Raw genomic sequence first — 16,277 nt, forward strand, 5'->3', positions numbered from 1 at the left:
ACGGCGACCACCTTGCCACACAACTTGCCCACTCGTCTATACGAGTATGCCTGTTGGGTGTACGAGTTCGGGAAACGGCCCCGCGCACCACCGCCGATCAGGCCCTCACGTCGCCGGGAGCTGGTACGACAGGACGTACGCGTCCGCCGCCATGACCGTGTCACAGACCTCCACGGCCCGCCCCTCGGTGTCGTAGGCAGTGCGGATCAGGTGGATCACCGGCACACCGGAGGCCAGCCGGAGCGTCTTCACCTCGGACGGCGAGGGCATCCGGGCCCGGATCTCCTCCTCGAAGCGGTCGAGGTGATGACCCAGCTCCTCAAGCCGGGCGTAGATGCCACCGGGCCCGGGGTTGGACTCGGCGATCTGCGTGCCGCGAGCAATGTCGAGCGGGAGATACGAGGTAGCGAACTCGACCGGCCGCCCGTCGAGCAGATACCGGCGCCGGCGGGCGAGCACGCGCCGCACGGAGCCGAGCCGGGTGGAGATGTCCTGGCTCGCCTTCTCCTCCTTGACCTCCAGGCTGTCGACCTGCGGATGGCTACCGGCCGCGTCCGCCTCGACGATGAACGCGGACTTGCCCTGCTCGCGATGGCGCCGGGCGAACCGGTCGGAAGCAAGCCGTCGCACAGGTGGCCGTGGTCGCACGAACACGCCCTTGCCGTGCTCGGCGTGGACCAGGCCCTCGCCCTGGAGGACGGAGAAGGAGTTCCGAACCGTCATACGAGAAACCCCGTAATGCTCGACGAGCTCCGCCTCGGAGGGCAGCTTTTCACCCTCCTTGAATCGCCCACGGTCGATGGCCTCGCGCAGCTGGTCGGCGATCTGCCGGAAGACCGCACGATCACTCGTGGGGTCGAGATCGCCGAGGAGGCTCGGAAGAGACGTCACGTGTACTCCTTTAGGTATCTAGACGAGTGGGCGAGTGTTGTTGCTACGGTGGAGAGCCTAGCCAGCCGAGAGGGCCGAGGAACGTGAGCACTGACCGTCCGCACTCCGTGAGCGTTGCCGGAGTCATCGTCGACGACCAGGGCCGCGCCCTCCTGATCAAGCGCCGCGACAACGGCAAGTGGGAACCCCCGGGCGGAGTCCTCGAACGCGAGGAAACCATCCCCGAGGCCCTCCAGCGCGAGGTCCTCGAAGAAACCGGCATCAAGATCGCACTTCCCGCGACTCTCACCGGCGTCTACAAGAACATGACGGGCCTGATCGTCTCCCTGGTCTTCCGTTGTGAAGCCGCCGACGGCACGCCCACCACCGGGGACGAGACCCGCGCACTGCGCTGGGCCACCCGCGAAGAAGTCACCGAACTCGCCGACGAGGCGTACGCGATCCGCGTCCTGGACGCTCTGGACGCGGCATCCCCGCCGGCCATCCGCGCCCACGACGGCGTGAAACTCGTCTAGCCCGAACCCGCTGCACATGGCGGCCTACCAGCACGAAGGAACTTGTATGCACGAGTATACGAGCACCGCCCGGGTGTGGGGCCTCACTTGCCCAGGATTCCCGGAAGAGGTGGGCCGGGCCCGCCGCTGGACGCGCGACATCCTGCGCGGATCTCCACTGGCCGACGATGCGGAACTGATCGTGAGCGAGCTGAGCGCGAACGCGATTCTCCACACGGCCAGCGGGTCGGAGGCCGGAAGCTTCCATCTGGCGCTCGCGGTCTCCTCGCAGGTGATCGCCCTGTCGGTCACGGACGACGGAGGCACCAGCGCAACCCCGAAGGCCGAGTACCAGGGCGGGGAGGCGGAGCACGGCCGGGGCTTAGGGATGGTCAGCGCGATCGCGCACCGGGTTGTGGTCCACGACAGCGACGGCGGCCACACCATCACCGCGGAGCTCTTCACGGACGCCCGCCCCGGAGGCCACCGATGCTGATCGACAAGCCGCAACGGGGTTACTGGTGCGAGTGCTGGACCCAAGACCTCACCGAGACGACGTGGCCGGCACTCCGGGCATCCTTCGACGCCTACTCGGCACCCCAGGCCGACAGATGGGTTGCCGTCGCACTCCGCACCATCTCACCGGCACTCGACCCCGAAGCATCCGAAGAGGCATGGACCTGGCTGTACGAGGGCCGCATCCAGACACGACGAGCCCTCTTACGCGCGAAGCCCTGCACCGTCTCAGTCACCCACGCTGGCACACGCATCACATGGACAATCCGACCAGTGCTGTTCTTGCCGCTCGCCCACCGCCAGGGCCTCGAACTCCCAGCCTGTACATACGACTTCCAGTGCTGTTCTTGCCGCTCGCCCACCGCCAGGGCCTCGAACTCCCAGCCTGTACATACGACTTCAAGCCCCAGCAGTCCGACTGAGTTACAACTTTCTCTACGGGTTCAAGCACCCGTCGTCGCTTCGCTCCTCCGGGCGGGCGCGGGCGGCCGGCGGCGCCCGCGCTCATGTCTCCGCCCCGCTCGGCACCGCCGGCCGCCCGCTCCCGCCAAGAGGCAGGCACACAGTGCATGAGGTCAGAACACGTCGTGGCCGGGGCGGTCGGCTCCGCAACTTTAGCCAGCCACTTTGGCGCGAGCCTCGAAGATCATGGCCCCACATCGGGCACTAACGGGCAGGTCCACAAGCCTGCCCGATCCGCGGGCCAGCGTAAGGGGCCATGATCACTCGCGCCAAAGCAGCTCCCGCCCAAAAGCCGCTCCGCCGACCTCATCGATACCCTGCGGATCTCTGCGCCGAAGGGATCAGCAATGGAAGACCACACATGGCAGCTGCGTCGTGGTGAGGAAGAGATCGGCAAGCTCACTCTTGAGGCCGTCGACATGTTCTGGCACGACTGCCGCTTCGAGGCTTCGGCCGGTTGGCCGACAGTCAGACCCCTGATTGAGGAGTCGCGGAGGGCCTGGGAGAGGGGGAACACGGAAGCGGCCTTGAAGGCGGATGAGGCCATTCACGCGCTGGGCTTGGAACTTGTACCGAACGGCGAGGGCGAACCCATCACGGAGTTCCTGCTGCGTATCGACATAGACGGAGGCTCGGCGCGCTTTCGCTACTGACTCCGGGGCCGTGTCCGGGCCGTCCGAGGGCAACCGATGGCGACCAACGTCGACAGGTGCCGAGGGTTAACCCGCAGGTCACAACGCTGGCCGCCGCAGAAGCCCCTGTTCCGAGAGGCCCCGCACCACTTCCAGAAGAACTGATCGAGTGCCGCATGCGCCCTTGCCTCGATCATTGAAACTCCCGGCCAAAGTCGCTACGCCGACCGCTCTGTAGGGTGCGGCACCATGACTCCTGACGTGCCTCGCGGCCCGAGGCGCAGCGACGCTGCGAGGTGGGAAGACCTCGTCGCCCGATACGCGTGGGCCGATGCCGATGAGCCGGATGCGTATACCTTCTCCGTGATTGCAGGAAAGACGGAGAACGAGGTGATCCGGGCGTTCGGTGGCGATCCTGGAGCGTCGCGGCTGATGACCTTCGCCGAGACCTCCGACGAGCAGGCAGCTCACCTCTATGAGGACTACGAGCTGCTTCGTGTGGTCACCGTCGACCGACGCGTCATCGCCATCGAATGGGGTTACCACGGCAGCATCCCGGAGATCGCCCGACGAGCGTCCGCTGACGGAGGCGAGTTCTTCAGCGTCTACCGCAGTGTGAATGCCGGGTACCAGGTCATGCACGCCCTTGATGGCCACGTAGACGGCATGTTCGACCCCTTCGAGCTGGAGGACGCGGCGTGGATGGACCCGGAACCGGAAGTCCCCGCCTGGGCAGAAGGGGTCGCCTTTCACATGGAGACCCTGTGCGCCGAGTCCTTCGCACTCATGGAACGCACCATGGGCGTCGCCGTCGACCCCGGGTGGTTGGACACAGCGCTTCGCACCGTGCTGCTCGCCTCACCCTCTGAGCTCTTTGGGCAGTCGGAGGCAGCCTGGCTCCCATGAGCACGTCCCGCGTCCTCACAAGCGACCGGCGGACGTCGGAGCCGTCATCGGACCGTCCGAGACCTCAAGTTGGAGGACTGAAGAAGGCCAGTCCACCACGCCGTCTTGTAACTCGTGCCCGATGCGTGCCCGATAGGAGGGCACGTCACGGGGAAGAGCGGCGAGTCGTCCGCCATCGTGCAGGTCAGCTCCTTGTCAGGTCAGCCACCGGGCGCATACGGGATCTTCCAAACTGGTGCTCCAGGATCCGAGCGCGGCGGCGCTTGACTGGGTCATTGAAACTCCCGGCCAAAGTCGCTACGCCGACCGCGATCGCAGGCGCGGCGTGCATGATGGCGCAGTGGAAACAGCTTCCGATCAAGCGCGGACGACGGGGGAAATCGTGGCCTACCAACTCAGCTTCTTCTGCCGCTCTGGAGAAGAGAGAGGCGACGAGGCGCTTGATCGCCTGCTGGACTACCTGCTGGAGAGCGGCGACCCTCTGGTGGGCGAGTGGTTGGGGCCGTTCGAAGATTCGGTGGCCGCGTTCAGGCTCGGTACTGGTAGCAGTGACAGCGACAGGCCAGTCGCGGACTTGCTGACACTGGAAGTACACGTAGGCGTAGCCGAGATCGCAGAGTCTGTAATCGCTGCATCGCCCAATGACGAGTGGAGCATCTGGGGGTGCGACCTGCTTGCCACCGTCACCCTCAGTGGGGGCAACCCCGACTGGGCTCTGGTGCATCGCATTTGGGCCGCCGTGGTGAGCCTGTGGAGGGCAGTTCCGTGGGACGAATCATCCGGATTCGAGATTGCTGCCAGAGCGCCGCAGCACTGAGCTCTTACCAAGATCCCGACCAGTTGCCACGACACCTGCATGAGACGCACCTCGGGCCGTCGTGGGGCCGTCGGAGGGTGCTCAGCGACGACCAACGCTGACAACCATCGACAGCTAAGTCGCAGGTCGCAGCGTTGATCGATTACACGGCCGCAGATCAGAGCCCCGACCCTTCACTTCTTCGACTACTGAGCGCACCTCGGGGGCTGCTTGGCTACCCCATTGAGTAGTTTCCATCCTGATTTCGCAGGTCACGAGGCTGGCGTGGGTCGGGAGTGACGTGCTCGTGCTGGTCGTGAGCGTGATCGGCTGGGCGAGATTGTCTGTCACCTCTGCACTTCGCTGTTCGCCAGGACGAGAAGGGCCCGCAGGAGGGTGGTCGCGTGGCGGGCGTTCATGCGGAGCTTGGTGATGAAGCGCCAGGTCTTGAGGTTCGCGAAGCCGTGCTCGACGGCGGCACGTTCGCGGCTGAGCAGGCGGTTGGCTTCCTTCTCGGCGTCGGTCAGCCGGTGGTTCCGGGTGGCCTTCCGGCCGGTGATGATCACCGGGTCGTCGGGGTCGTCGTCCAAGCCGACGAAGCCGAGGTCGGCCAGGGCGCCGAGCCCGGCCTCGCGGAGGTGTTCGGTGATCTTGTTGTGGCGGGCACTGGTGATTTCACTGGAGCGTCTGGGCTTGGCCGCGGAGATCCAGATCAGGTTGCCCTTCTCGTCGGTCAGGGCGAGAAACAGCAGGCCATGGGCCTTGTGCTTCCCACTGTAGTTCTTACGGTTCTCGGTCCCGGTGCGGCGGCGGGTGCGCACGAGGGTGCCGTCCAGCAGGACGACGACGCCACCCTTCTTGGCGATCTTCTTCAGGGCGCGGTCCAGGCGCGGGGCGCGTGCGGAGAACAGGTCGATCACTTCGAGCACCCAGCGGCGCACGGTCGAGGCAGAGACGTCGTTGCCGCCGGCCGTGTCGAGAAGCCGCTGGTCGTGACGGAGAACGGCGAGCACGATGATCGCTTGGGTGCCCGGGGTGACCTTGCGCCACCGGGTGCCCAGCCGCTTCCGCTGGGTGCCTATCAGGTCGGCTACGAGGTCGATGGTCCGTTTCGACACCAGGAGGCGGACCTGGTAGACAGCATCCTGAGGGCCCTTGGCGGGCTGGTTGTTCTTCACAAATCACGCCAACTGACGCCGGGGACCCTCGCGTTACGGCAGGAATCAGACCCTCCGCACCCGGATGTCGAGCCGGTGTCAGCGCGGGCCGTACCGGCCCGAGGGGGTGCGGTGCAGCCAGCCTCGGTCCGCGAGGCGCTTCAGCTTGGCCCGCATCGCCTCGGTCTGCGCGGGCAGCACACCTATCCCCAGCTTCTCGCACACGTCCCGAGTCATGACCGGCCCCTCGGACGCACCTGCCACCACGTGCAGAATCCTCTGGTAGTCGGCGGGCAGTACCTCTTCGGTCATGCCCTCGACGCGGTGAGGCACGAGCAGCATCCCGCCGGCCCCCGGCGCTGCCACCACCGGCTCCACCTCCGCTTCCACCGGCGCGGGCTCCAGTGCCGGGTCGTCTCGCCTGCCGCCGTCCGTCGCCTCGGCGTACTGGCCGAACACCACCTCGGCGGCCTCCAGCCGGGCGACCTCCACGTCGATCTCGGCGAGCTCCTTACGAAGCCGCTCGGCGCGACCGGCCAGCAGCACCCGCCGTTCCACCGTCCATGTCAGAACATCCACCATCAACTTCCCCTCCCCGAGCGGATATCTCCGCCGGACCCTACGAGGAGACCACCGCGCGTACCGCGATTTCAGCGAACGAGTCCCGTGGCAATCGATCACCTGCTACCGATCATGTTCCCGACCAGCCCGAGTACCCCGTTACCGGCTCACGCCAGCCCCGTGACCTGCAAATCACGATGGAAATGGATCACTGGGAGCCGCTTCACTGACAGGCGGGCGGCCGTCCCGTCTCTGCCGCTCAGCGGCTCCCCCTGATCGCCCACACCAGGACGATGTCCGATGAACCACCATCGCCCGTCGGGGCGAGGGCGAAGTCGAATGCCCCGAAGGCGAGCCCGTACGCGTCGAGGTACTCGCGGACCGCGGACCGAATGGAGGCCGACACGGCCGACAGTGCCGGCCGCAGGGCCGCGGCGAGACGGACGGCCTGCGAGCGCGGTCGTCGCCCCGGAGATCAGGGTGGCGCTGACTGCGAAGAGCGCTGCGAGACCGTCCTCAACCAGCTCTTGAACCAGGGGGATCCCTCACACGCGCTTCACTGACCCTCCTCATCGACGTGCTTCACTCTCGGATCAAGATCAACCTCCCGACCGGATAGGCCGACTGTGAACATACGCACGACCGGACGAGCAACTGCAGCCGCCCTGCTGTCCATAGCGCTCCTTCCCGCCACCCTCGTTTCCGCCGGTGTCGCGCAGGCCAAGACGCCGGAGCCCACGCCGAAGCTGACCGTCGGCGAGCAGACCGAGGACCCGCAGAAGGTGCGGGAGTACTGGACCGCCGAGCGCGTCAGCCGTGCCCTTGCCAACGAGAAGAAGGACCAGGCCGCCTTCAGCAAGAGGGCCGCAGCCGGGACCAGGAGCGAGGGCCGGGCGCCCGTCAAGCAGGTCCTGCCGGCGCAGTCCAGGACCGCGGTTTCCAGCAAGACGCTCACGCCTCTCTCCACGGCCTCCGCCACGAGCGTGCCGGAGATGCCCTACGCCCAGCCGGTCCCCTTCCCGCAGACCCAGCCCGCCGTCGTGGTCGGGAAGATCCTGTTCACCGACCACGCCGGGAAGGATCACGGCTGTAGCGGGTCGTCCATCGTCACCGCCAACAAGAACACCGTGTGGACCGCCGGGCACTGCATCCACCCCGGCGACGGAAGTGGCGCGGAAGGCTTCTACCAGAAAATCTCGTTCATCCCCGGCTTCAAGAAGAACGAACTGGCCCCCGAGGGCTACGACGCCCCGTGGGGCAAGTGGGCCGCCAAGGCGAAGGTCGCACCCACCTCGTGGACTGCTGACGGAGACGTGCTCTGGGCCGACATGGCGGCCTTCACCGTCACCGCGCCGCCCGAGTACACGAACCTGACCGACACGGTGGGCGCGCTGGGCTACAACTTCGGTTCCGGCCCCGACTGGTCGGACATCATCGACTCCGGCTTCCCGGGCGAGGGCTACCAGCGCACCGACATGGACGGCTTCACGCAGTTCTACTGCACGGGCAACGCCGAGGACGCCAACCCGTACTTCTTCGTGGATGAGCGGCTGAAGTTCGACTGCGACATGGGCCACGGTGCTTCGGGTGGTCCGATGGCCACTCCGGAGGGTCAGATCGTCGGCACCAACTCGCACGGTGAGGGCGACGACCCGAACACCACGACGGTGCCGATCCTGTACAGCTCGGCGCACCAGGACAACGCGATCCAGGTGATCAACAAGATCGGCACGCTCAGCTAGCAGCAGGGCGCAGACAAGCGGGCCCCAGCCGGATACGGCTGGGGCCCGCTTCTTTATGGCCACCAGTTCGGGCTGTTGTGGAAGCCGGGGTCGTAGTCCGGGTTGGGGAGGAGCGGGCCTGCGTTGTCCACTTCCTGGATGATGTACTGGGCGCGGATCTGCTCCGTCGACAGCTTCTCCCAGCCCTCGGGGAGCTTGAGGCCTGCCTCAGCACGCGACTTCTCCCACTCCGCGACCAGGGCCTGCCGTGTGCGGGGGATCTGGTCAGCCGGCGGCTGGCTGGCGACCGTCACTCCCCCCGACGATGGTCCGGCCATCCCGGCAACCGTCGATGCGGTCCCTACGCCTATCAGGAAGGCTGATGCTATGGGCACCCATGTCTTACGCCCCATCCCGTTTCCCTTCGTGCTGATCTGGTTGTGACGCTGGAGCGTACCGGTATCGGTCAGCTGGCTTTCGAGCACGTCAGCGTCGCGAGGAAGTCGGCGACCGACCCCGCGCACCCGTGCCGATGTGGCACCCGGACGGTCCTGCGATGAGCCGCACCCCTTCGCCGCGGCCCGGCATGGGAGGTCGTCGCCCTGGTGGTCGCCGCTGTCGGCCTCATAGCCGTCCTGGTCGTGGCGGCCCGTTGAAGACTCAGCTCCGCCTTCACGTCCGTCACGCCACCACGCTGTTGCGCGCCCTGCTCGTCCTGACGAACCTCGAAGTCACCCGCTGACAGACGATCTTGAGCTCGGACAACTGCCCATGACCAGCACGAGGACACCATCACCGACCCACACCAGCCCCATGACCAGCAACTTCAAGATGGTGGATCTTCATTGGGGGTTCCAGTCGGTTGCCAGGAGGCCATAGACGACTTCATCACGTTGGCCTGGTCATTGCTCGCAGGAAATCTCAGCCAGCCATTCCGGGGTGTAGCACTCAGCGAACGACCACTTCTGGTCCGAGTAGCGGTCGTCCGTGCTGTCGGTGTACACCTCAAGCCTGGCTTGCGGCGTCAAGCGGTAGTACTCGCGAATCGGGTCACCCTCCACAGTGGGATAAGTCACCTTCAGTTCTGCGCTCTCGCCACTCTTCAGGGCTCGCCGCAGGCAGGCGATTTCCCGCACCGCCTGCTTCTGCATCTCCTCACCCTGAGCCAAGCTCGCCTCGCCACAACTCGAAAACTCAGTTCTAGACTCCCAGCGGTCCTTGACCGGATCGTCCAGCATGCCGCAACCTCCAGCCAGCAAGGACGTGGCCGCTACCGCGACGAGCCGCGCGCGGACCGAAACAGCCGCCACACAGCGACGACGGGCCCTGCTCTCACCTGTCGTCCGCGCCAGGTCCGCTGGCCTCACCCGTCGCAATTGGTCCGGCACGTCGTCGTCGGCGTACACGGGCAGACCCGTCTTCGCTCCCAAAGCCCCTCCCCAAACCCAATGCTTGATCGCGGCCGCACCATACCCGCAGCTCCGACATGAGATGCACCGATGCCGCCTCTCCGGGCCGTCCCTGGGCCGTCCGAGGCCGCTCGACAGCGCCCGACGGCAACCAATGACGACCTCTCAGATACACGAGGGCAGCGCCGAGATCAGCAAAAACCCAGCTCCCCAAGATCTCCGACAAGACCCAGGGCAAGAAGACAGGTCTTGACTGGTCCATTGAGACTTTGCCGACCTCTGAGATCGGCACCGGCCACGGTTTGGCCGTTCGCCCAGGTCAGCGCCCGACCGAGCCGCAAATGATCGCAGCTTCCCCAGCTGACGTCCTCTCGTGCGGGTCAGAGACGAGCGTCCCAGCCACCGCGCGTTTCGGTCTGCCGCTTCGTCCGGGCTGCGGCGCTGGGGCGCCGGTCCCGGCCGAGCGGCAGACCGACAGCGGAGGAGGCATGGCACGCAGCAAGTGGCCCCGCACATCGATCGCCGGGGGCACGACGATGTACGGGGCCCGCCGACCGTTCGCGGGAGCATGCTCGAACCGCAACCGGCCGGAGTCTGTCAGGTGAAGTGATCAGGCAGTCGCCGGCTCTTCCGTCAACGCATCGGTGGCCATCGCCGTCTCCGCCGCGAGACCCGACACGATCAGTTCGGCCAGCATCAGTGCTGCCTCCGGCCGGATGGTCCCGAGGCGTACCAAGCCGTCGCCCGAGACATTCACGTCGGCCGTGAGGCCAGGGAAGTCCGACTCCAAGCCCAGGGCGGTCAGTTGTGCGGCCAGCGCTCCGGCGCTGCGTCGAGCCTGCGCCCAACCGCGGACGTACGGAACGCCGGGCATCAGGTTCTCGGCGCGCTTGGCGACGACTCCTCGCCGGTCGGTCATGACCTCAATCCTCTCCTGCACGATGTTCGGTACTGGCCTCGCCGCTCTCCTCAAGACGCTGCAACCCCGAAGCCAGCGCCAGCCGCAGCAGCTCCGCCAGTCGCTCGGCGGTGGCCGGCGACACGCGCCCGAGTTCGACCAAGCCGTGTCCGAAGGCGTTCAAGTCGGCTCGCAGGTAGGGGAAATCCTTCTCCATCCCTGCGCGGATCAGGGCATCCCGCAGGGCAGTCGTGGCGTTGCGCGCGGCGTACCAGCCGTCGCTGTCCAAGGGCGACCAGGTAGCAGCATCGTGCCGGTCGGTGGCGTCATCCCGCATCGGTCGCCGTCCCCTCGATTGCGGACAGAGCGAGGGCAGCCGCAGACGGGTAGCGCTTGCCGTACCGGTCCACACGGGCGAGCAACTCTGCAGAGGCTACGAGCATGGTCGCCAAGGCCACCGGCCGGAGCGGGTTCGCCATCGGGCGCCGAGTCGGCGCGCGGAGCCACTCGTAACGGTCGCCGGACATGGGCATGGGCCCCGGGACGACGACCACCGAATCGCGGCTCAGGTAGCGGTACGCGGGTGGTGCTCCCTCCTCCTGCGCAAGGTAGTGGACGAAGGTCTCCTGGCTCTTCGAGCCCAGGAAGAAGCCCACGCGTCGGGCCTTGTGGTCGAGCACCGTTGGCCCGAAGGGCAGCCCACGGCACAGCAGTTGATCGAAGGTCTCGATCCCGGTGCGCTGGTCGACCGTCACCACGTCGAAGAGGCGGCCAGTCGGCAGCATGTACGGCGCGCGGGGGTCGTCCGCCCAGGTGGCCCGGCACGCCGCCGGATCGTCGGCCGCCGCAGAGAGCCATTCGACGCCCCTCCTGGTCATCCTCTGCACGTCATCTCACCTCAGTCAGACTCAGTTGCGGCTGCGATGCCGCCCTGTGTCCAGACTCGGGCTCACCACCCTGGCCAGGGCAGATGACGAGAGCTGACGGGGGATGACGCGTCACGCGTGCGCGCGTCATCCCCCGTCACGTGCCAACCGCCCCCGATCTCCGGTTACTTGCAGCGCTCAGCGATGAACAGCGCGTACATTCGGTCGTAAGGTCAAAGAGTCGCGCGTCCCAGAAGTCGCATCTGTGCACCGGTGGGGAGGGAACGGTCACGTCTTCGATGGAGCCGACCAGCGTTCGCTTACGGCAAGCCCGTGTGGGCCGAGGCTGGAGTCAGCCGCGGTTGGTGCGCGAGCTGCGTCAGGCTGCGATGCACCGTGGCCCCCAACTCCCGACGGACGCAAGCGTGAAACGTCGAATCGCCAGCTGGGAGAACGGGCACAGCACACCGGACGACTTCTACGGTCCGTTGCTGTGCGAGGTGTACGACCTCAGCGCCGCCGAGCTCGGGCTGAACCACGAAGGCGAGCGGGACACGGGGCTCTTGGACGCCGGCTATCCAGCGAGCCCCGAGGGCGCCATCGAAGCAGTTGGCCAGCTGTGGCGCGCAGATCTCAACCGGTACGAGCCCCTGCTCCAGGCCGAGCCGTCCGAACCCGCGTGGAACGAAGCTTCACTCCGGTGGCTGGTGGCGCCCGAGCCGGCCGTTCCCCGGCAGCATCGGGACGGGATGCGCGTCGGTCTTGGAGATGTGGCCGCCATCAAGACCACCGCGGACATGTTCGCCGAGTTGGACGACCGTTTCGGTGGCGACCATGCTCGGCACGCGGCCATCCAGTACCTCAGTACCGAGGTGACACCGCTCCTGCGCGGCCAGTACACCGAGCAGGTCGGCCGGACCCTGTTCTCCACCGTGGCGGAAGCAACGCTTCTGGCCGGTTGGATGTCCTACGACGCCTGCCGCCACGGCCTTGCACAGCGGTACTTCCTCCAGGCTCTCCGGTTGGCCCAGGACGCCAATGACCGTCGGCTCGCCGGCAGCATCCTGTCCGCCATGAGCCATCAGGCGACGTTCCTCGGTCACTACACGCAGGCCGCGACGCTTGCCCGCGCGGCTCTCATGGGCATCTCTCCCGTGGCCACGCCGACGCTGCGTGCCCAGTTCCACGCCATGGAGGCCCGCGCGCTTGCCCGAACCGGCGACGTACGAGCCTGCGAAGCCGCCTTGAGCGCGGCCACGAAGGCGCTGGAAGGCCGAAACCACGACGACGAGCCGGAGTGGACCACCTACTTCGACGAAGCTGAACTTGCCGCCGAGGCCGCCCACTGCTTCCGCGACGTCAACAGTGCCCGCCAGGCCGTCACCCACGCCGAGAACGCCATGAGTGGCAGCCACGTTCGGAGCGACTTCTTCGCGACCATGGTTCTGGCCGACGCCCACTTGCGCACCGGCGACGTCGAGGAGGCCTGCCGCGTGGCACTCGATGCGCTCGACCTGGGAGAGCAACTGAAGTCGGCGCGATGTGTCAGCTACCTTGCCGAGTTCCGACAGAACCTCGCAGCGATCGGCAACACCACGGACGTACAGTCCTTTACCGAGCAGGCCAGAGAGCACAGGCTGTGGATCGCTTCCGGCGATCACATCAGGGCCTGAAACCCAGTCACCGTGCGTTCAGAACGGACCCCACTCCTCTCGGCCCTCCCCCGTACGGAGGGACCGCACCCGCCGAGCGAATTCGGCGGCAGACCGCTCGCTGGTCGTGACCTGGTGGCCGAGCCACGCAACCATCATCAACTCACGCAGGTCCGCAAGCGTTTCATACCCGGGCCAGTTCATCAGGTCGAAGCCGTACCGGTGAACGAACTCCGCGTACTCCGCCTTTGTGTGCCAGCCGTACCTGTCGTAGAAGATCGCCGTCTGGATCAGGTCCCACTCGCGTGGGGCGAGGGCGAAGCCGTCCAGGTCGATGAGCACAGCGTGCCCGTCCCGATGGCGGAGGACGTTCCCGATGCTGGCGTCACCGTGGATCATGCCGAAGGGAAGGACGAAGTCCAGCCGGTCATAGTCCTTGGCGACGCTCGCCGCTCGCTCTTCCAGGAACGTCCGGTCCTCACCCGAGATGCCGTCCAGCCCTTCGAGGGACGCCGTCAGCTTGGCGAGCGGGTCGAAATACGGCAGGCCCAGGGATGCAGGTTCCTCAAGCCAGTGCAAGCGCCGTAGGAGATCGGCCAGCTCGCCGACCGTCGCGTACTCCTCGTTCTCCTGGACGCTCTCCCAGAAGGTGACCACCAGGCCGCCGACAACGAGCGGTTGGGTGATTGACGCCGGCACGCGCATGGCCGGGAAATCCTGCGTTTCAAGCCACCGGGCCACGCCCACGGCCCGTTCCATCTCCGCGAGAACCGACGGATCACGCGCGATGCGGACGATGACGGGTAACGACGTCAGGCGGTAGACCGCGTTCGACCCGAGCCGCAGCAACTCGGCGCCGCGGGAGTCGAGTCCGACCGTCGCGCATGCCTCCCGGAGGACGGGCTCCAGGCCCTCCGCCGTGAACTCCGCGCCGCCGTCAGATGCCCCGCTGCTGCCCGAGATCATGCTTCGACCATACGGGCCGGACCGACCGCCCGACAGGCCACCCACGTAATAGGGACGTAATGACCTTGGTCAGCAGGGACCGTGCCCGCGCCTACCGCGCAGGTCAGCGCTCCTAAAGAGCAACGGTCTCTGATGGGCTCCGGAGCCGTGTGCGCAGGTTCGAATCCTGCCGGGGGCACTCGCCGGTCAGCCAGCAAGAATCAAGCTCTGACCAGGGAGAATGCCGACATGAGAGAGCGGGAAGCAGTCTCACTGACTCCCGCTCTTTCTCGTTGCCTCTCAGCGTTCGCGACACACCTCCGACACACTCCTCAGACCGTGTCGACCCCGTGCTCCTATTCGCGATCCCAGGTCAAGCTGTCCGGTTAGGGCGATGACCTGCGAGGAAACCTCGGACAGTCAGCCCAAGGGCTGTCCGGGGTGTCCGGTCACAGACGGGCTGTACCACCCACGCGTGGTACAGCCCGTCGGCGAAGCCGACCTCTCTATGGACGTAGGAGCGAAGGCGACTTCCGATCTGATCTGCCTCTCCCTGCGCCCCTCGCTGATGAGCGATCTCTGAAGAGTCGCCGCTGGGCTGGCTCAAGCTTCCGCCCAAGTTTGCAGCACGGCCTCCCGCACGCGCGGCTTCGGTGTGCCCTCCAGGCCGTGCTCACGACCCCACGCCTCGAGGGCCCGCGGGTCCGCGGTTCCCGCCACGAAGCGGGCGAGCAGGTCCTTAGAGAGCGCTGCCTCCTTGGCGCCGTATCCCCCGGCCGCCGCCGAGTACACCGTCACCGCCTCCGGCCCGCACTCCGTCTCCAGCCGCAGCGTCATCTCGGTCGGCCCCTCGCCGAGGAAGGCACCGACCGCGGCCGAGATCACCGACCCGAGGAACTTCGACGCACGGCCCGACGGGCTCTCAGTGGGCACGTCCTCGACGACCGCGGACCGCAGTCCTTCCCACGTCCACGTCCGGGAGCCGTCGGGGTCCACGGCTTCCAGCCCGTCGGCGGTCAACCGGACGCAGCCCCCGACGGCGGTCGGCGGCGACCCCACATATACCGCGTCCGGAGTGACCCAGAACAGTCCGACCATCGCCACAACCGCTCCCACTCTCGTCTCGCCGGCACGGACCCCGCGAGCCCCGCCCGCCACCCGTACCGCCCGACCGGAACGGAACAACGCCGCAGACACGCCGAGGGGCCGTACAGGGGACGGTGTTGCTGCCCGCGGGGAGGAGCCCCACCAGCAGCGCACTCCGGCCGCTGGAGCAATACCACTATGGGATCACGCAGCCCCTTCGTCCGCACGCTCGCTGCCACCACGCCCGACCTGGCCCTCGCCACCGGCACAACCACGGCGTCCCACCGAGACCCCGCCCCGGCCGCCGAATCCAACGTGACCGAGCTGACGAAGGCCACCGCCTGGTCCCAGGAGTGCCAACATCGCGACACACCTCCGACACACTCTGTGTCGCCGGGCGCCCCCTGTCTGGCTCCGTCGCAGGTCAGAGGGGGTACAGGGGTGCAATCAGACAATCTCTCCGGAGCCGTGCGCCTGGAACCACTAATCGGTGGTCCCAGGGTCGGTGTGTGCGGATACTTCGGCATGAGCAGATTCGCAGAGGTCATCGTGCTGGCGCTGGATGCACAGGACGTCATGGAGCCGCTGACGCGAGATGATGAGACGCGCACCTGGCGGGGCCGGTTCGAGCCGATCCAAAGCCAGTGGGTCGGCTCTTTCGGCATCGGATGGGCCACGGAGTTTGAGCGGATGCGGTCGCGGACCGGGCTGCTACGGCATCTGGAGTCGCTTGCCTGGCCTCGCCCAGAGAGCGTGCAAGTTCTGATCCACGACCAGGACGATGACTGCTTCGGCCTGTGGATGATCCATGACGGCAGGCTGGTAGAGATCCCTCTCCCGCGCACTGAGCGGTTCCATTTGCCTGCTCCGCAGAACGATGACTACCCGCCGGACCCCGGGTACCTGTTGCGGACGGACCAGGGACGCTCTCTGCCTGAGCAAACGCCGAGCGGGCTTCGGGATCCACGGCCGACCTGGTAGCAGCGAGTTCCCAGGTCAGCGATCATGGAAGCCGCCAGACGGCTGAGTGTCTAACTGCGCTACAACGGCCACATACACGGCCGGACGACCACGGACGCTCACGGACTGTTCGAGCAGGTCGGCGAGCGGATGACCTCAGGTCACCCAGATTCCCAGATTGCTTCGGGACGAAGCGGCCTAGTGTCTCGTGATCCTGTTTGTGTCAGTTCGCATTGTTGTTGACGAGTTTCTTCACGTTGGTCTGGACGAGTCGGACCTTGGCGAGAACCTCGTCGGCGGTCGCGGTCCAGGTGAAGGGTTTTGC

General features: G+C 66.7%; 19 protein-coding genes and 1 pseudogene. 9 read left to right on the top strand and 11 right to left on the bottom strand.

Annotated features, from left to right (window positions below; translation table 11 throughout):
- Positions 1-105 precede the first annotated feature (105 nt).
- Positions 106-891 (bottom strand): GntR family transcriptional regulator, encoded by a 786-nt coding sequence (locus tag ACTWQJ_RS07195; protein WP_443305777.1) that lies wholly within the window; start codon positions 889-891, stop codon positions 106-108.
- Between the two features lie 107 nt (positions 892-998).
- Here ACTWQJ_RS07195 and ACTWQJ_RS07200 point away from each other — a divergent pair, with 107 nt between their 5' ends.
- The 6 genes and pseudogenes from ACTWQJ_RS07200 to ACTWQJ_RS07225 all read left to right on the top strand — a co-directional run bounded on the left by ACTWQJ_RS07200 (position 999) and on the right by ACTWQJ_RS07225 (position 4,718).
- On the top strand, positions 999-1,406 hold the full coding sequence (locus ACTWQJ_RS07200) for an NUDIX hydrolase (protein WP_141594898.1): 408 nt from the start codon (positions 999-1,001) through the stop codon (positions 1,404-1,406).
- A 46-nt stretch (positions 1,407-1,452) separates the two neighbouring features.
- Complete coding sequence (locus ACTWQJ_RS07205) at positions 1,453-1,881, top strand: ATP-binding protein (protein ID WP_443305778.1); 429 nt, start codon at positions 1,453-1,455, stop codon at positions 1,879-1,881.
- Positions 1,875-2,240, top strand: a pseudogene (locus ACTWQJ_RS07210) (hypothetical protein); the annotation flags it as partial. The gene ACTWQJ_RS07205 and the pseudogene ACTWQJ_RS07210, both read left to right, overlap by 7 nt.
- Positions 2,241-2,710: 470 nt before the next feature.
- Positions 2,711-3,016: a hypothetical protein gene (locus ACTWQJ_RS07215; RefSeq protein WP_443305779.1), complete on the top strand. Its 306-nt coding sequence runs from the start codon at positions 2,711-2,713 to the stop codon at positions 3,014-3,016.
- A gap of 228 nt (positions 3,017-3,244) precedes the next feature.
- On the top strand, positions 3,245-3,901 hold the full coding sequence (locus ACTWQJ_RS07220; RefSeq protein WP_443305780.1) for a DUF6461 domain-containing protein: 657 nt from the start codon (positions 3,245-3,247) through the stop codon (positions 3,899-3,901).
- Positions 3,902-4,136: 235 nt separating this feature from the next.
- The gene (locus tag ACTWQJ_RS07225) at positions 4,137-4,718 is read left to right on the top strand and encodes a hypothetical protein (RefSeq protein ID WP_443305781.1); all 582 of its coding nucleotides are present in this window, start codon (positions 4,137-4,139) and stop codon (positions 4,716-4,718) included.
- Between the two features lie 326 nt (positions 4,719-5,044).
- Here the strand turns inward: ACTWQJ_RS07225 and ACTWQJ_RS07230 are convergent, their stop codons facing one another.
- The 3 genes from ACTWQJ_RS07230 to ACTWQJ_RS07240 form a co-directional block, all read right to left on the bottom strand.
- On the bottom strand, positions 5,045-5,875 hold the full coding sequence (locus tag ACTWQJ_RS07230) for a transposase family protein (protein WP_443305782.1): 831 nt from the start codon (positions 5,873-5,875) through the stop codon (positions 5,045-5,047).
- 78 nt (positions 5,876-5,953) lie between these two features.
- The gene (locus ACTWQJ_RS07235) at positions 5,954-6,436 is read right to left on the bottom strand and encodes a hypothetical protein (RefSeq protein WP_443305783.1); all 483 of its coding nucleotides are present in this window, start codon (positions 6,434-6,436) and stop codon (positions 5,954-5,956) included.
- A 238-nt stretch (positions 6,437-6,674) separates the two neighbouring features.
- Entirely contained in the window at positions 6,675-6,821 is a 147-nt protein-coding gene (locus tag ACTWQJ_RS07240; RefSeq protein ID WP_443305784.1) for a hypothetical protein, read from the bottom strand.
- Between the two features lie 220 nt (positions 6,822-7,041).
- Between ACTWQJ_RS07240 and ACTWQJ_RS07245 the strand changes: the two genes are divergently transcribed.
- Complete coding sequence (locus ACTWQJ_RS07245) at positions 7,042-8,157, top strand: trypsin-like serine peptidase (protein WP_443305785.1); 1,116 nt, start codon at positions 7,042-7,044, stop codon at positions 8,155-8,157.
- 53 nt (positions 8,158-8,210) lie between these two features.
- Here ACTWQJ_RS07245 and ACTWQJ_RS07250 read toward each other — a convergent pair whose 3' ends face one another.
- From ACTWQJ_RS07250 to ACTWQJ_RS07270, 5 genes are all read right to left on the bottom strand, one after another.
- Positions 8,211-8,474 carry a hypothetical protein gene (locus ACTWQJ_RS07250; protein ID WP_443305786.1) on the bottom strand — a complete coding sequence of 88 codons (264 nt, stop codon included), beginning with the start codon at positions 8,472-8,474 and terminating at the stop codon, positions 8,211-8,213.
- A gap of 564 nt (positions 8,475-9,038) precedes the next feature.
- The gene (locus tag ACTWQJ_RS07255; protein ID WP_443305787.1) at positions 9,039-9,542 is read right to left on the bottom strand and encodes a hypothetical protein; all 504 of its coding nucleotides are present in this window, start codon (positions 9,540-9,542) and stop codon (positions 9,039-9,041) included.
- Positions 9,543-10,155: 613 nt separating this feature from the next.
- Positions 10,156-10,464, bottom strand: coding sequence for a hypothetical protein (locus tag ACTWQJ_RS07260; protein WP_443305788.1), 309 nt, complete (start codon positions 10,462-10,464; stop codon positions 10,156-10,158).
- A 4-nt stretch (positions 10,465-10,468) separates the two neighbouring features.
- Entirely contained in the window at positions 10,469-10,780 is a 312-nt protein-coding gene (locus ACTWQJ_RS07265; RefSeq protein ID WP_443305789.1) for a hypothetical protein, read from the bottom strand.
- Entirely contained in the window at positions 10,770-11,321 is a 552-nt protein-coding gene (locus tag ACTWQJ_RS07270; protein WP_443305794.1) for a bifunctional DNA primase/polymerase, read from the bottom strand. Before ACTWQJ_RS07270 ends, ACTWQJ_RS07265 begins: the two co-directional genes overlap by 11 nt.
- A gap of 413 nt (positions 11,322-11,734) precedes the next feature.
- Here ACTWQJ_RS07270 and ACTWQJ_RS07275 point away from each other — a divergent pair, with 413 nt between their 5' ends.
- Positions 11,735-12,982, top strand: coding sequence for a hypothetical protein (locus tag ACTWQJ_RS07275; RefSeq protein ID WP_443305795.1), 1,248 nt, complete (start codon positions 11,735-11,737; stop codon positions 12,980-12,982).
- A gap of 18 nt (positions 12,983-13,000) precedes the next feature.
- Here the strand turns inward: ACTWQJ_RS07275 and ACTWQJ_RS07280 are convergent, their stop codons facing one another.
- Positions 13,001-13,927 carry a phosphotransferase family protein gene (locus ACTWQJ_RS07280; protein WP_443305790.1) on the bottom strand — a complete coding sequence of 309 codons (927 nt, stop codon included), beginning with the start codon at positions 13,925-13,927 and terminating at the stop codon, positions 13,001-13,003.
- A gap of 582 nt (positions 13,928-14,509) precedes the next feature.
- Positions 14,510-15,010 carry a hypothetical protein gene (locus ACTWQJ_RS07285; RefSeq protein ID WP_443305791.1) on the bottom strand — a complete coding sequence of 167 codons (501 nt, stop codon included), beginning with the start codon at positions 15,008-15,010 and terminating at the stop codon, positions 14,510-14,512.
- Between the two features lie 507 nt (positions 15,011-15,517).
- Between ACTWQJ_RS07285 and ACTWQJ_RS07290 the strand changes: the two genes are divergently transcribed.
- On the top strand, positions 15,518-15,973 hold the full coding sequence (locus ACTWQJ_RS07290; RefSeq protein WP_443305792.1) for a hypothetical protein: 456 nt from the start codon (positions 15,518-15,520) through the stop codon (positions 15,971-15,973).
- Positions 15,974-16,277 lie beyond the last annotated feature (304 nt).

This window comes from Streptomyces sp. KR55, from assembly GCF_052245645.1.
GTDB lineage: Bacteria > Actinomycetota > Actinomycetes > Streptomycetales > Streptomycetaceae > Streptomyces > Streptomyces flavusporus.

Excerpts from the sequence above, each read along its gene's own strand:
- ACTWQJ_RS07235 (WP_443305783.1), bottom strand. The coding sequence starts at position 6,436 with ATGGTGGATGTTCTGACATGGACGGTGGAACGGCGGGTGCTGCTGGCC.
- ACTWQJ_RS07265 (WP_443305789.1), bottom strand. The coding sequence starts at position 10,780 with ATGCGGGATGACGCCACCGACCGGCACGATGCTGCTACCTGGTCGCCC.
- ACTWQJ_RS07205 (WP_443305778.1), top strand. The coding sequence starts at position 1,453 with ATGCACGAGTATACGAGCACCGCCCGGGTGTGGGGCCTCACTTGCCCA.
- ACTWQJ_RS07280 (WP_443305790.1), bottom strand. The coding sequence starts at position 13,927 with ATGATCTCGGGCAGCAGCGGGGCATCTGACGGCGGCGCGGAGTTCACG.
- ACTWQJ_RS07290 (WP_443305792.1), top strand. The coding sequence starts at position 15,518 with ATGAGCAGATTCGCAGAGGTCATCGTGCTGGCGCTGGATGCACAGGAC.
- ACTWQJ_RS07250 (WP_443305786.1), bottom strand. The coding sequence starts at position 8,474 with ATGGCCGGACCATCGTCGGGGGGAGTGACGGTCGCCAGCCAGCCGCCG.
- ACTWQJ_RS07260 (WP_443305788.1), bottom strand. The coding sequence starts at position 10,464 with ATGACCGACCGGCGAGGAGTCGTCGCCAAGCGCGCCGAGAACCTGATG.
- ACTWQJ_RS07220 (WP_443305780.1), top strand. The coding sequence starts at position 3,245 with ATGACTCCTGACGTGCCTCGCGGCCCGAGGCGCAGCGACGCTGCGAGG.
- ACTWQJ_RS07270 (WP_443305794.1), bottom strand. The coding sequence starts at position 11,321 with ATGACCAGGAGGGGCGTCGAATGGCTCTCTGCGGCGGCCGACGATCCG.
- ACTWQJ_RS07215 (WP_443305779.1), top strand. The coding sequence starts at position 2,711 with ATGGAAGACCACACATGGCAGCTGCGTCGTGGTGAGGAAGAGATCGGC.